Source organism: Luteibacter sp. ME-Dv--P-043b, from assembly GCF_030209605.1.
Classification (GTDB): Bacteria; Pseudomonadota; Gammaproteobacteria; order Xanthomonadales; family Rhodanobacteraceae; genus Luteibacter.
This window is the reverse complement of the sequence record NZ_JARVRT010000018.1, coordinates 63,436-78,213: the sequence shown is the minus strand read 5'-3', so window position 1 is coordinate 78,213 and position 14,778 is coordinate 63,436. Positions and strand designations below refer to the sequence as shown.

General features: G+C 66.1%; 9 protein-coding genes and 1 pseudogene. 3 read left to right on the top strand and 7 right to left on the bottom strand.

All coding sequences use genetic code 11. The annotated features are described in order from the left end of the window. Positions 1-80: 80 nt before the first annotated feature. On the top strand, positions 81-2,453 hold the full coding sequence (locus QRN34_RS11735; RefSeq protein ID WP_285404649.1) for a TonB-dependent receptor: 2,373 nt from the start codon (positions 81-83) through the stop codon (positions 2,451-2,453). Here the strand turns inward: QRN34_RS11735 and QRN34_RS11730 are convergent. Genes QRN34_RS11730 through QRN34_RS11720 form a run of 3 tightly spaced genes read right to left on the bottom strand, consistent with a single transcriptional unit; the run spans position 2,441 to position 8,287 of the window. After that, positions 2,441-4,033 carry a response regulator gene (locus tag QRN34_RS11730; RefSeq protein ID WP_285404648.1) on the bottom strand — a complete coding sequence of 531 codons (1,593 nt, stop codon included), beginning with the start codon at positions 4,031-4,033 and terminating at the stop codon, positions 2,441-2,443. The genes QRN34_RS11735 and QRN34_RS11730 overlap by 13 nt on opposite strands. Further along, positions 4,026-4,874, bottom strand: coding sequence for a CheR family methyltransferase (locus QRN34_RS11725; protein WP_285404647.1), 849 nt, complete (start codon positions 4,872-4,874; stop codon positions 4,026-4,028). Before QRN34_RS11725 ends, QRN34_RS11730 begins: the two co-directional genes overlap by 8 nt. Next, complete coding sequence (locus QRN34_RS11720; RefSeq protein WP_285404646.1) at positions 4,871-8,287, bottom strand: response regulator; 3,417 nt, start codon at positions 8,285-8,287, stop codon at positions 4,871-4,873. Before QRN34_RS11720 ends, QRN34_RS11725 begins: the two co-directional genes overlap by 4 nt. 302 nt (positions 8,288-8,589) lie before the next feature. Between QRN34_RS11720 and QRN34_RS11715 the strand changes: the two genes are divergently transcribed. Then, a complete protein-coding gene (locus tag QRN34_RS11715) occupies positions 8,590-9,753 on the top strand; it encodes a zinc-dependent alcohol dehydrogenase (RefSeq protein ID WP_285404645.1) in 1,164 nt (387 codons plus the stop codon). A 27-nt stretch (positions 9,754-9,780) separates the two neighbouring features. Here the strand turns inward: QRN34_RS11715 and QRN34_RS11710 are convergent, their stop codons facing one another. From QRN34_RS11710 to QRN34_RS11695, 4 genes and pseudogenes are all read right to left on the bottom strand, one after another. Further along, a complete protein-coding gene (locus QRN34_RS11710) occupies positions 9,781-10,377 on the bottom strand; it encodes an urea carboxylase-associated family protein (protein WP_285404644.1) in 597 nt (198 codons plus the stop codon). Further along, the gene (gene gntA / locus QRN34_RS11705; RefSeq protein WP_285404643.1) at positions 10,374-11,039 is read right to left on the bottom strand and encodes a guanitoxin biosynthesis heme-dependent pre-guanitoxin N-hydroxylase GntA; all 666 of its coding nucleotides are present in this window, start codon (positions 11,037-11,039) and stop codon (positions 10,374-10,376) included. The genes QRN34_RS11710 and gntA overlap by 4 nt, the downstream gene beginning before the upstream one ends. Before the next feature lie 80 nt (positions 11,040-11,119). Next, the gene (locus QRN34_RS11700) at positions 11,120-11,866 is read right to left on the bottom strand and encodes an EAL domain-containing protein (protein ID WP_285404642.1); all 747 of its coding nucleotides are present in this window, start codon (positions 11,864-11,866) and stop codon (positions 11,120-11,122) included. Between the two features lie 129 nt (positions 11,867-11,995). Further along, positions 11,996-14,155 (bottom strand): annotated as a pseudogene (locus QRN34_RS11695) (TonB-dependent siderophore receptor). A gap of 216 nt (positions 14,156-14,371) precedes the next feature. Here QRN34_RS11695 and QRN34_RS11690 point away from each other — a divergent pair. Further along, on the top strand, positions 14,372-14,683 hold the full coding sequence (locus QRN34_RS11690; protein ID WP_285404641.1) for a hypothetical protein: 312 nt from the start codon (positions 14,372-14,374) through the stop codon (positions 14,681-14,683). Positions 14,684-14,778 lie beyond the last annotated feature (95 nt).

Here is a 14,778-nt window from a genome sequence, read left to right as displayed (position 1 = left end):
CTCCCTTCCCCGTTCACCCGGCGGCCCGGCGCCTTCGCGTCGGCACGCGGCCGATCCTGAAAAACCAAGGAAACCGCCCAATGAAGCATGCCCTGCCCGTGCGCCTGTCGCTGTCCGTCGTGGTCGCGGCCCAAACCTTCGTTTCCGCCGCGCATGCCCAGGACGACGCCACGAAACTGCAGACCGTGGTGGTCACCGGCACACGCTCGGTCGATCGCAGCCAGAGCAGTTCGCTCTCGCCCATCGATGTGGTGTCGGCCCAGGACCTGCAATCCTTCGGCGATACGCAGCTGGGCGCGATCCTGTCCCGGCTTGCACCGTCGCTCAACTTTCCCCGCGCGCCGGGCAACGACGGTTCCGGCATCGTTCGTCCGGCCGCCCTGCGCGGCCTGTCGCCGGACCAGACGCTGGTGCTGGTGAACGGCAAGCGCTGGCACACCAGTGCCCTGCTCAACCTGCAGGGTGCGCTCGGGCGGGGTTCGGCCCCGGCCGACCTCAACGCGATTCCGGTCTCGGCGATCGACCATATCGAGATCCTGCGTGACGGTGCCTCCGCGCAATACGGCTCCGACGCCATCGCGGGGGTCATCAACGTGGTGCTCAAGGGCGCGGCGGGCGCGGGTACCAACACCGCCAGCATCACCGCGGGGCGCTACAGCGCGGGCGACGGCCGGCAGTGGCAGGGCGAGGCCAGCCTGGGCGTGCCACTGGGCGGTGACAAGGGCTGGGCACGCCTGAGCCTGGTCCAGGGCCATGCGGATGCGACCAACCGCGGCGGCCGCGACTATCGCGACCCGTCGTCACCGGTTTACGGCCAACGCACGCAGCGCATCGGCGAGCCCGATATCCGCAACCACCAGGCGCTTCTGAATGTGCAGTACGCGCTGTCGGCCGGCGTGGACGCCTACGCGTTCGCCAGCACCAGCAGCCGCGAAGGCACGTCCCCTGCCCTGTTCCGCACCTACGACAGCGCGCGCAACGTGCCGTCGATCTATCCTGACGGCTACCTGCCCCTGAACGACGTGCGCTCGATCGACAGCGCGCTCGTGGCCGGCGTGCGAGGCACCACCACCCACGGGTGGCGCTGGGACATCAGCGGCAACTACGGCCGCGACAGGGTCGGCATCGACCCGATCCACACGCTCAACGTCGATCTTGGCGACGCCAGTCCGACACGATTCAACGCGGGGCGGCTGATCGCGACGCAGAAAGCCTTCGATGTGGACGTGGCGCGCGACCTGGAGGTCGGCTGGCTGCGCAATCCGCTGACGCTGGCCTTCGGGCTGGAATACCTGCACCAGCAGTACACCATCGACGCGGGCGATCCGTCCTCGTACGTCGGCACCGGCGCGCAAGGCTTCCCGGGTTTCCAGCCAGGCGACGCCGGCAGCCACGCCCGCCACGATGTCGCGGGCTACCTGAGCCTGGAAAACCAGATCACCGATAAACTCAGCGGCTCGCTGGCCGTGCGTCACGAGCACTACAGCGACTTCGGCAACACGACGTCGGGCACGCTCTCGGCCCGCTACGACTTCACCGATGCCTTTGCGCTGCGCGGCACGGCCGCCACGGGATTCCGCGCACCGTCCTTGCCGCAGCAGTTCTACACCACCACCTCGACCAACGTCATCGGCGGCGTCCCGACGCAGATCCGCAACTTCGCGGTGAGCGACCCCGTCGCGCGTGCCCTCGGCGCCGAGCCGCTGAAGCCCGAGAAGTCGCACAACTACACGTTGGGCGCGGTCTATGCGCCGGGCGCATGGACACTATCGCTCGACCTGTACCAGATCACCATCGGCAACCGCGTCGTGCCATCCGAAAACCTGGTGGGCGATGCCGTGCGGGCTTACCTGGACAGTCAGGGCTTCGCCAATATCCAGGGCGGCAGCTATTTCACCAACGCGCTGAAGACGCGTACGCGCGGCGTCGACCTCAGCAGCGGCTACCGCCTCGACCTGGGCGACGCAGGCAAACTGCAGTTCACCGCGGCTTACAACCGCAACCACACATCGATCCTCTCGGTCGCGCCGAACCCGGCGTCACTGACGCAGAACGGGCTGGAACTGGTGCGCGTCGGGCACATCGCCCAGGGCTACATCACGCGTGGCGCGCCGCGTGACAAGATCGCGCTGGGCACCGATTACGGGCGGGGCCCATGGAACCTGCACGGCGCCCTGACCCGCTACGGCGAATTCACGGTGAACCAGGACCCGGTCGGCAACCCGGGTTTCGACCAGGTGTTTCCGGCACGCTGGCTGCTCGACCTGTCCGCCAGCTACGCGACCCATGGCTGGACGTTCACGGCCGGCGTGGACAACCTCACCAACGTCTATCCGCAGAAATACAAGGCCGGCAGCGACGGCGCGGTCGGCGGCACGTGGCCGTACCCCGACTACTCGCCGTTCGGCTATAGCGGTCGCTACCTGTACACGCGGGTGGCCTATCGCTGGTGATCGGCCCGGGCCGCCACACGGGTCACGCCATCGAGCGCTTCCGCCAGTTCGGCCGCACCGACCGGCTTGACCAGGTGCCGGTCGAAACCGGCGCCCGTACTGGCCAGCTTGTCGGATGCCTGGCCCCAGCCGGTCTGCGCGATGATCGGCAGGTGGCCCAGATCGGCATCCTGGCGAAACGCCCGGCACAGGTCGTAGCCGCTCATCGCGGGCATGCCGACGTCCAGGAGCACCACATCCGGCTGGAACGTCCGCGCCGCCGCGACGGCCTCGCGCGGGTCGAGCACCACCTGGTGACGGTGCCCCATGTCGTGCAACAGCCAGCCGAGCGTCTGTGCGACATCGGCGTTGTCGTCGACCACCAGTACGCTCAGTGACCGGCCGTGCGCCTCATCGGGCGCATGCGCCGAGGCCTCGTCGACCTGCTCCAGCGGCAACAACGGCAGGCGGACCGTGAAGCGACTGCCCTGGCCCTCGCCGCCACTGCTGACCGCGATGCTGCCCCGGTGCATGCCTACCAGCTGCCTGACCAGGGCCAGGCCGATCCCCAGCCCACCTTGCGACCGGGTGAGGTGCTCACCGACCTGGGTGAACAACTCGAAGATGTTGGCCTGCATGGACGCCGGTATGCCCATGCCGTTGTCGGACACCACGATGACCACCTCGTCACCTTCGCGGAAGGCCTCGACGCCGAGCTGGCCCTCGGTCGGCGTGTACTTGGCGGCGTTGTTCACCAGGTTGCCGACGACCTGCACCAGGCGCGTCTTGTCGCCCTCCAGCCACATCGGCTGCGGCGATACGTCCACGCGCAGCGCGTGCCTGCCACCGTCGATGAACGGCTGGCTCGCTTCCAGGGCCGCCTGCACGATCTCGGCCACCGTGACCTTCTGCCGCTGCAAGGTGATCTTGCCCTGGCTGACCCGCGACACATCCAGCAGGTCGTCCACCAGTCGCACCAGGTGCACCAGTTGACGATCCATCACGCCGTGGATCTGCTCGACACGCTCGGGCGACGGGTGGCCGCGCAAGACATCCAGGCCCATGCGCAACGGGGTCAGCGGGTTGCGCAGTTCGTGCGCCAGGATGGCCAGGAACTGGTCCTTGTAGCGATCCGAGCGGGTCAGCGTTTCCGCGTAGGCTTCCAGGCGGTCGCGCTGGTCGGCGATCTGCTGCTTCTGGCGATAGAGGTCGAAGAAGACGTTGGCCTTGCTGCGCAGGATGTCCCATTCGATGGGCTTCTGGATGAAGTCGACCGCGCCGGCTTCGTAGCCGCGGAACTTGCGCTGGTTGTCAGTCGTGCTGGCGGTGAGGAAGATGATCGGCACATGGCGCGTGCGCTCGTTGCCGCGCATCAGTTCGGCCAGCTCGAAGCCGTCCATGCCGGGCATCTGCACGTCCAGTAGCCCCAGGGCCACGTCGTGCACCAGCAGCAGCTCCAGGGCTTCCTCGCCCGATCGCGCCTTCAGCAGCACCAGGTCGTCGCGTCGCAGCAGCGCCTCGAGCGACAGCAGGTTGTCGTCGAGGTCGTCCACCAGCAGGACATACACCGGGCTCAGGGTGGCATCGGCTTCTTTAAGCATCGTCTGACGTCTTCTGGTAGATCCTTTCACCCGGCACGAAATCCTGGAAGGCGGTGGCCTGGCTGGAGAAGCGGATGCTCTCCTTGGAACCCAGCCCGAGGAAGCCCTTGCGGATGAGAGAATCGTTGAACAGTTTCAGGGTACGGTCCTGCAGCGTGTTGTCGAAATAGATGAGCACGTTGCGACAGGAAATGAGGTGCATCTCGCCGAACACGGCATCGGTGACCAGGCTGTGGTCGGAGAACACCACCCGCTCGCGCAGGCGGCGGTCGAACGTGGCCTTGCCGTAACCGGTGGTGTAGTAGTCCGATAGCGAGGAGCGCCCGCCCGACTGCTGGTGGTTCTCGGTGAAACCACGGATACGGTCGAGGTTGTAGACGCCCGAGGCGGCCGCTTCCAGCGCGCTGGGGTTGATGTCGGTGGCGTAGAACAGCGTGCGCTGTTCGAGCCCTTCCTCGCGGAACAGGATGGCCAGCGAATACAGTTCCTCCCCGCTGCTGCACCCGGCCACCCATACCTTCAACGAGGGATAGGTACGCAGGTGCGGCACCACGTGCTCGCGCAGCGCGCGGAAATACGACGGGTCACGGAACATCTCGCTGACCTGCACGGTGAGATAGGCGATCACCTGCGGCACCACGGCCGGATCGTGCAGCAGGCCCTCGAGCAGTGCGGAGTAGGTGCGGTAGCCCAGCCGCTCACGCAGCTGCCTGAGGCGCCGCTTCACCGACGCCCGGGAATACCCGCGGAAGTCGTAGTGGAACCGCTGGTACATCGCCTCGAGCAGCAGCTCGATCTCGATGGCCTCGACGCGGTCGGCCTGGGCGGTGGGTGAGGTCATCGGGCCAGCCATACGCGCACCAGGGACAACAGTTTATCGACGTCCAGCGGCTTGGCCATGTAGTCGCTGGCACCGGCGGCCAGGCAGGTGTCCTGGTCGTCGGGCATGGCTTTCGCGGTCAGCGCGATGATCGGCAGCTTCCGCCAGCGGTGGTCCTCGCGGATGTGCCGCGTTGCCGTCAGCCCATCCATGACCGGCATCATCACGTCCATCAGCACCAGGTCGATCGGCTGGCCGTCGGGCCCGGCGGCACGCGCCAGCGCATCCAGGGCTTCCTGGCCGTTGCGGGCCACGGTGAGCGTGCACCCGCGCGGTTCCAGGATGTTGATGAGTGCATAGACGTTGCGCACATCGTCTTCCACCACCAGGATACGGCGGCCTTCCAGCAAGGCGTCGCGATGCTGGGCCTGCTCGATCATGCGCTGCTGTTCCGCCGGCAGGTCGGTCACCACCTGGTGCAGGAACAACGACACCTCGTCCAGCAGGCGTTCCGGCGACTTGGCACCCTTGATGATGATCGAGCGAGAGTAAACGCGCAGCCGCGATTCCTCCTCGCTCGTGAGGTCGCGCCCGGTATAGACGATCACGGGCGGGAACGCATGGATGCCTTCCGCGCTGAGGTTTTCCAGCAGCGTGAAACCCGATGCATCGGGCAGCGACAAATCCAGCACCATGCAGTCGAAGGTCTCATCCTTCAACAGGCTCAGGCACTGCGCCGCGGTGCCCGCTTCCACGGTCTCCACGTCCACCGAGGCCAGCAGGCTGCGGATGGCGTCGCGCTGCACGGCATCGTCCTCGACCACCAGCACGCGCCGGACATGCGTGGAGAGCCGCGCGTCGAGCTTGTCCAGCACCTCGACCAGTTCCGTTCGCTGCACCGGCTTGACCAGGTAGCCGATGGCGCCCATCGACAACGCCGCGTGGGAATGATCCTCGGCGGACACCACGTGGATGGGGATATGCCGTGTCCGCACGTCGCGCTTGAGGATATCCAGCACCGACAGGCCGGACTGGTCCGGCAGGCCGATGTCCAGCACGATGGCATGCGGCAGGAACTGCCGGGCCAGTGCCAGGGCTTCCTGTGCACTGGTGGCGACCAGGCAGCGGAAGCGCATTTCGCGGGTCAGGTCGAGCAGGATGCGGGCGAACGCCTCGTCATCCTCGATCACCAGGATGACGCGCCGCGCGTCGTCGTCGGCGTCGCGATCGTCGGGAATGCGCTGGGCGAGCGCCGGGGCGGCGGGCGGGAGCGACGTGGCGGGTGACGCGGTAGCCGAGGGCGTCCGGGCCGGCCGGCCGGCGTCGCCGGCGCCACCCATCGGCGACGCGTCGTCGGCGCTATCGCCGACCGGTGCCGTGGCCGGCAACGTGAGCGTGAAGGTGCTGCCCTTGCCGGCCTCGCTGTGCACGGCGATGCTGCCGCCCAGCAGACGTGCCAGCTCGAGCGAGATCGAAAGCCCCAGGCCGGTGCCGCCGTATTTGCGGCTGATGGTGCCGTCCGCCTGCTGGAACGCCTCGAAGACGCGCTGTTGCTGCTCGGCCGGGATACCGATGCCGGTGTCGCTCACCGCGAACACCACCTCGCCCTGCGCACCCGCGGCAACGTCGAGCTTCACGCCGCCCTGCTCGGTGAACTTGAACGCGTTCGACAGGAGGTTGCGCAGCACCTGCTCCACGCGCTGGCGGTCGCTGTTCAGCACGGCGGGACATGCCGGCGACACGGTGACCTCGAACGACAACGCACGCTGCTGGGCAACTGGCTGGAAGCCGGGCACCAGGCCCTTGACCATCGCGTCGATGGTGAACGGCTCCGGACGGATGGCGATGTGCCCGGCCTCGATCTTGGAGAGGTCGAGGATGTCGTTGATCAGCGTGAGCAGGTCGTTACCGGACGAATGGATGGTGCGCGCGAACTTGACCTGTTCCTCCGTGAGGTTGCCCCGCGGGTTGTCGGCGAGCAGCTTGGAGAGGATAAGCGCCGAATTGAGCGGCGTGCGCAGCTCGTGCGACATGTTGGCCAGGAAATCCGACTTGTAGCGGCTGGCGCGCAACACTTCCTCGGCCTTGGCCTCGACCTGGAGGTTGGCACGCGCCAGGTCGTCGCGCTGCACCTCCAGCTGGCTGGCCTGTTCCTCGAGATGGGCGTTGGTCTGCTCCAGTTCGGCCTGCTGCTGTTCCAGTTCGTGCTGGGACTGCTTCAGGGCCTGGCTCTGTTCTTCCAGTTCCTCGTTGGACGCGCGCAGCTCTTCGCTCTGCTGCTGCAGGGAATCCGACTGGCGGCGCGTCTCCTCGAGGAGGCGGTTGAGCTCGGCACGGTAGGTGGCCGAACGCAGTGCGACGCCGATGTCCGCGGCCATCTCGCCGAGCAGGGCCAGGGTATCCTCGTCCACGGGCCGGAAAAAACCGAGTTCCAGCACGCCGTTGACCTCGCCATCAACCACGCTGGGCAGCATCAGCAGCTGGCGCGGTTTCTCGCTGCCCAGCGCGGAGCCTACCGACAGGTAGCCATCGGGTACGTCGTCCACGGCGAGAAGACGGCGCTCGGCCACCGCCTGGCCCAGCAGGCCCTCCGGCGGCGCGAAGCGCTTCACCGTATCGTTGCCCGGCGCCAGGCCGTACTCGCCGATGCGCTCGTAGAAGGCGCCGGCATCGACGAACATGGCACCCGCCTGCGCATGAAGGAAACGGGCGAGGAAGGCGAGGATATTGCCGCCCAGCTCCTGCGTGCCCTGGTCGCCCTGCATCGCCGCGGCCAGGCCGAGTTGCCCTTCCTGCAGCCACTCGTTGCGCTGGCGCGACCGCGAGGCGCTGCGGATCAGCACGCCAACCAACACCGTCAGCGCGACGCCCAGCAAGGCGCTGAGGATGCCGCCGGTGAGCGCACTGCTGTAGGCGGTGGCCATCTCCGCGACCCGCGCGTCGCGCTGGGCCAGCTCTTCGACCTGCATGGCGGCCAATTGGGATCGGATGGCATCCATGGCCGCCTTGCCGCGGTCGCTGTTGACCACGGCCACGGCCGCGTCCATGCCCTGCGTGCGGCGCAGGTCGATGGTTTCCTTCAGTTCGGCCAGCTTGTCGTTGAAGCGGACGGTCAGCACCTTGAGGCGCGCCTGCTGCGCGGCGTTGTCCTTCACGTCCTCGCGCACGGCGTCCAGACGCGACGCGGCACTGGCCAGGGCCGCACGATAGGGCTCGAGGTAACGCTCGTTGCCGGTGAGCAGGAAGCCACGCTGGCCGGTCTCGGCATCCTGCGCCGTCGAGAGGACCTCGCTCAGCTCCGTCACGGTATGCTGCGAGTGGATGACCTGCTGGTTGTTCTCGCGGATGCTGCGGACGTTCTGGTACGCCAGGAACCCGGTGATCACGAAAAACACGACGACCACGCCTAGCGCCAGCGACGTTCGCCGATCCATCTTCCGGGACCGCGCCGCGCCGGAAACCTTAGAAGTCATACCGCCCCTGTCCAGAACCGTGATGATAGCTGCCTAAGATATCATGCCGTGGCGCTGGGTCGAACCGATAAGGGCCATGTTCCACACCGCTCGCACCGTGGCGCTCGCCCGTTTTTCACCGGGATTTCACGTGGAACGACACACCTGTGCCGCGCAGCGACTGCCACGTGTCCCGCAGCATCAGCGCGTCGTCAACGTTTGAACACCGATCGTTCAACTCCACACGTCGAGACTCGGGACTACCCTCCCCTGCGGACGACTTCATGAAAGCACTCACCTATCACGGCTCCAAGGACGTTCGCGTCGAGACGATGCCCGATCCGTCGATCATCGACGCCGACGACATCGTGCTGCGCGTCACGGCCACGGCCATTTGCGGCTCGGACCTGCACCTCTATCACGGCAAGATTCCGGAAACGCAGCACGGCGACATCTTCGGCCACGAATTCATGGGCATCGTGGAACAGGCGGGCCCCGGGGTTACTGAGGTCAAGGTGGGCGACCGCGTGGTCATCCCCTTCGTGATCGCCTGCGGCAAATGCTTCTTCTGCGACAACGATCAGTTCGCCGCCTGCGAGACGACCAATCCCGACCAGGGAGCCAGCCTGCGCAAACGCGCGAAGATGACCCCGCCGGCCGCGCTGTTCGGCTATTCCCACCTCTATGGTGGCGTACCCGGCGGCCAGGCCGAGTTCGTGCGCGTGCCCAAGGCCAACGTCGGGCCGTTCAAGGTGCCAGGCAGCCTGTCCGACGAGCGTGTGCTGTTTCTTTCCGACATCCTGCCGACCGGTTACCAGGCGGTGCTCAACGCGAAGATCGAGCGGGGCTCCACCGTGGCCATCTTCGGCGCCGGCCCCGTCGGCCTCATGGCCGCCGCGTGCGCGAGGATGCTGGGCGCGGAACGTATCTACATGGTTGATTCCGAGCGCTATCGCCTGGATTTCGCCGTGACGGCATATGACGTGATCCCTGTGGACTTCAGTGAAGTGGATGCGTCCGAATTCATCCTCGAACAAACCGCAGGCCGCGGGGTCGATGCATCCATCGATGCCGTGGGCTTCGAAGCCAAGGGCAGCACCACGGAAACCGTGCTCAGCGCACTGAAGCTGGAAACCAGTTCGGGCGAAGTACTGCGCCAGTGCATCGGCGCCACGCGACGCGGTGGCGTGGTCAGCATTCCGGGTGTGTATGCCGGCTTCATCCATGCCTTCCTGATCGGCGATGCCTTCGACAAGGGTCTGACCCTGGCCATGGGCCAGACGCACGTGCAGAAATTCCTGCCCGAACTGCTCGAATTCGTCGAGGCTGGCAAGCTGGAACCGGACATCATCATCTCGCACCGCATGAAGCTGGCGGACGCGGCGCGTGGCTACGAAATGTTCGACAAGAAGGAAGATGACTGCCGCAAGGTCGTGCTCACACCCTGACCGCACCCCTCCCCTGCCGCATCGGACTCAGTCGTCGATGCGGTAGTGGATGGGCTTGAAGGCGAAGTTGTTGGACATGCCCGCGGAGCATGCGGTCAGGCCGATGACCAGGTCCATGCGTGCGAGGAACACCGTGGTGTCGCCGGCCTTGCTCAGCGGTGGCTCTACCGTCAGCGCGCCTGTTTCCCCGTTGACCGGCACGTTCATGAAGACGTTGAAGGCGGTGGGAATGCGGTCTGCCTTGACGCCGTAGGGAGCCAAGGCATCGCGCAGGTTGCCGAAGCAGCCCTTGTGCGGTTCCGTGTGTCCATAAAGCTTGCGAAACATCTCAGCGGAACAGGGTGCCAGCAGGAAATCGTGCCGACCGACCTCGTCCGCCACGATCTCGAGCATTTCGCTGCTGCGATTGGAATAAAGGATATCCCCGGTCGACAGGTAGATCTTGCTGGCATAGTCCAGCGTCCGTCCTGACGAGATGGCTTCCTCGACGTCGTCGGCACTGAATGCCAGCAGGTCAGCAACCTGCTGGCCCATCGGGTCGATCACCGTCAGGCGCTGGCCGGCTTTCAACGTGAAGGCCACGCCGCTCTGTGGCGGAATCGTATGGATCGCCGCCCCCGTCATTGGCGCGTTCCCTTCGGCTTGAAGGGACACTCCCACGGCCCTTCGATGTGGCGACCGCTGTATTGCAGGGCCTCCGAACTGTGCCCATGAACGGCCAGCATCGGATTGGCGGAACCATTGAGAGCCACGTCGCGCTCGATGATGGCCTCGCGCAACCGGTCGTAACGACCCTGCTCGCGCAGGTATTCAAACTGCGCGTGCAGGTTGAACACCATGGCCGGGTGCGCCAGTCGCCGTGCGGCGCGGCTGGCGCCGGGATGCAGGCCGATCACGTAGAAGCTCTGTCCGCCCACGCTCATGCTGAACTGGTCCGAGCCCGGATCGGCGCTCACGGTCGGATCCCAAACGAACGACTGGCGGTCCACCTCATGGATGCCTTGCAGCCGCGCGAACAGGGCCGTCTCGAACGCGACCTCGTCCTGTGCGGGAGAGTCCGGAAAATGGATGACCAGGCTATGGAACACGTGCTCGGGCTTGCGCCGTGCGGCGAAGGCCTGGATGGCCTCGGCGACGGCGGCATCGCTTCGGCCGCAGCGGATGTCGCCGGCCTCGACATGCGTGACCTGATCGCGCGCATGGGCCGTTTTGGCCGCCAGGCAGGGAAAGTTGGCACCCGCCAGGTGATCCGAAAAAGCAGCGACGATATCGTGACGTTCAGCCATGGGTGGGCCTCGGGGGAACAGACCGACACTATGGAAATGACCGTGTGAACTTGCGGGGCAGCGTTCGTGAACGCGCTGTCTTACGACGGGAAATGCGTGAGCGGAATCCTACCGACCTCGGGCCGCGCGAACAGGAAACCTTGCTGCAGACGCACACCCAGATCGGTCAGCGCAGCGGATTCCTCCGCCCTTTCGACACCTTCGGCGATGACCTGCACACCGATGTCGTCACACAGTCGCAGCATGTGATGGATGGTCCGCTGCCGCACGCGATCGATGTCCACGTGGCGAATCAGGCCGATATCAAGCTTGAGCAGATCGGGCTGGAAGTCGGCGAGCAGGTTCAGCCCGGCGTAGCCGGCACCGAAATCGTCGATAGCCGTCTTGAATCCGCGCTGCCGGTAGGTGGTAAGGATGGACAGCAGGTGCTGGTGATCGGTGATGGCCTCGTGCTCGGTCACCTCGAAAATAACGTCCGTCACGGGCCAGCCGACCCGCTGCGCGGCGGCGAGGGTCGCCCGCAGGCAGTGCTCGGGGTTGTACACGGCGTTGGGCAGGAAGTTGATCGAGACCATGGCCGGGATCCCGACATCCACGGCACACTCGAGGGCCCGGATGCGGCACGCCTGGTCGAAGGCGTATCGGTTATCCGAGTCCACGGCCGCAAGCACCTGCGTCGCGGAGGAACCGTCCTCGCCGCGCACCAGGGCTTCGTAGGCGAACACGGTCCTGTCACGCACATCGACGATCGGCTGGAAGGCCATCGTGATCGCTTGCGCGAATCCGTGGCCGTCGCGGCAGGCACTGCAGCTGTTTTGTCGTGACATCCGCGCTCCCTTATCGTCCCACCGGTATCGGCAGGATGGGCACCGCCTGAAGTCATCGACCGCGGCGGCGCGGGGCAAGAGTAAGCGAAAGGCCTGCGAACGCCCCGTGACGCGCGCAGGCGCGTGATTTCAGAAGAACCGGTACGTGAAGGCCACATTCCAGCTGGCGCCGGGTGCGTAATAGAGGTTACTGAAGTCGTCCAGCACGAAATACTTACGGTTCAGCAGGTTGTCCGCGTTGAACTGCAGCGAGCTGCGTTCGTTGAAGGCGTAGCGCGCCATGGCGCTCACCAGCGTCACCGACGACTGCGTCAGCCGCTGGGCACCGGACGGACCATCCACCTGGGCCTTCGACGGCCCCTGCCAGTTCACGCCGCCGCCCACGGTGACGCGATGCCACGCGTCGGGCAACGTGTAGGTGCTGAACAGCCTGACCAGCGTGCGGGGCAGTGAGGGACGCAACGCACCGCCATCGGGCGACTTCACGTTGAAGTGCTACCAGCCCACGGTAGCGTTCCAGTCCGCCGAGAGCGCACCCGAGGCGTCGAACTCGTAGCCCCGCGAGGTGGTGCCGTCGACCGACCGGTACGCCTGGGTCAGGCCGTCGGCCAGGTAGACCCCCGGCAACGCGTCCGCCACGTGGTCCTGTTTCGTTTCGAAGACGACCAGCGAGGTGTTCAGGGCGCCGTCGAAATGCCGACCCTTGATACCGGCCTCGCGACTGGTGCCCAGAACCGGCTCCAGATAACTGCCGTCCTGCCGCCGGTTGTTCTGCGGATCGAAGATCTGCGTGTAGCTGACGAACGCCGAATAGACGGGGCTCAGGTCGTAGATGAGCCCCGCATACGGGATGGTCTTGCTGGCCTGCTCGCGATAGAGGCCAGCGGTGCTGTCGTCGGTATCGTTCTTCCAACGGGCATAGCGGGCACCGATCACCAGTTTCAGCGGGTCGGCCAGCGAGAGGCGCGCCGCGGCATAGGCGCCGCTCTGCCGGGTGCGGGCGATCGAGACCCGCTCGCTGCTCGACGCGAAGTCCGGATAGGGATACTGCCCGTTCCAGTCGAAGTAGTTGCCTACGTCGGGCAGGTCGCCGTGCGGGTCATCGAAATAATCGGTGCGGTATTGCGAGCCGGTCAGCCCGACCACCCATTCGTGGTCACGGCCGAACGCGCTGAAGGGGCCGGACAGGTAGAGATCCAGGTTGTTCTGGCTGCCGCGCTGGAAGCTCTTGTAGGCATACGGGGTGATGCCCTCCCCCGTGGCACGGTTGGGCCAGCCGTAGACGTAGAACAGCGCCGAGTCGGCATCCGTCTGCCGGTGGCTGGCCATGGCATGCAGCTGCCAGCCGTTGGCGAAGGCATGGATAAGGTCGACGAACGCCGTCTGCGTGGTGTTGTTCCAGTGGCTCCAGTCGGCTGCCGGCGAGAAGCTGCGCGGCCAGGTGATGAAGCCGCCGGCATCGTCGAAGACGGGGTACGAGCCCCAGGTCACGCCTGTGGGCCGTGTCTTCTGCCAGTCGTAGCCGACGCTGAGCGTCGTGTCCTCGCCCAGGTCGGCATCGATGACCCCATAGGCCACGTTCTTCTGCTGATGGTAGCGGTCGAGGTAGCTGTCGCCTTCCTCGTGCGCCGCCACGAAACGCCCGCGTACGCTGCCACTATCGTTGAGCGGCGCCGAGGCATCCAGCGTTTCCCGCTGGGTGTGCCACTTGCCGTAGCTGAGCGTCACGTTGGCCTGCGCCGTGCGGCTGTCGGCATGCTTGCGCACGAAATTGATGTTGGCCGACGGACTGCCCGAGCCGCTGAGCAACCCGGTGGCGCCGCGGATCACTTCGATCCGTTCGTAGATCGACGTATCCAGCGAGGCATCGGCGGAGCCGATGTTGAGACTGGACGCCACCGGCACGCCGTCGTACGACATGTTCTCGATCTGGAAGCCGCGCGACCAGAACACGACGCGCTCGGAGTCGTACGCCGTGGAAGAGACGCCGGTGGTGTTGTCCAGCACGTCGCGCAGGTTGGTGAGGTTCTGGTCCGCGATCCGCTGCTCGGTGATCACGCTGATGGACTGTGGCGTGTCCTGCAGGGTGAGCGGGAGGCGAGTGGTGGAGGCGCTATGGCCGGCGGTATACGGCGATGCGGCCTGGCCCCTCACCTTCACGGTATCCAGGGTGGTGGCACCCGTAGCGGCGGGTGGCGTGTCCTGGGCGTGCAGTGCGGCGGACGATGCCGCGGCCAGGGCGATGCTGAGCAAGGATCGACGGAACGACCCTCCGTGACGATGAGACATGACGATAAACCCCCAGGCAGGAAAACACCGGGTACAGCCATCGGGCCGCCCGATCGTTGGGACGACTGGGGCTTGCCGTCAGCTGGCTCATCGTTTCGCCGCGAACTTTAACGTAAATCGAATGAGGCGAACAAGGCGCGATATCGGCAATCCGACTGCAGGGTTCCGCCAGTCGGCCGTTACATCCGTATAGTCCCGGTCTACGTATATCTTTCCATGCCCATCCAAATCGCCCGCCATGCCCAGCTCGCCCGCATCCTGCAGTGGATGACCGAAGGCGACATCGTCACGTGGGAGGCCCGCGTGGACTACCTCGGCAATCCCGTGACGGCGAAGCGACTGGAGATCATGGCGCAGGGCGGCGAGATTCCCGTCCTGGTGGCGCGCCATATCGAGGTCGTCCTCGGGCTGCCCCGCGAGTGGCTGGACGATACGCAGGCGGATGCGGGCTGGCTCGGTGAGGCACCGCGACGGCGATCGACCCATCACCGCGTCTTCGAGGAAGACCCCGACGCCGCCAGCGCCTGACGCAACTCACCCGCCCGCCCGCCGATGCCCGGCCGGGGCCGGATGAGCCGATCCAGCGTCGCCGACGGCTCTATTTCACGCCCGTCGTGATTGCG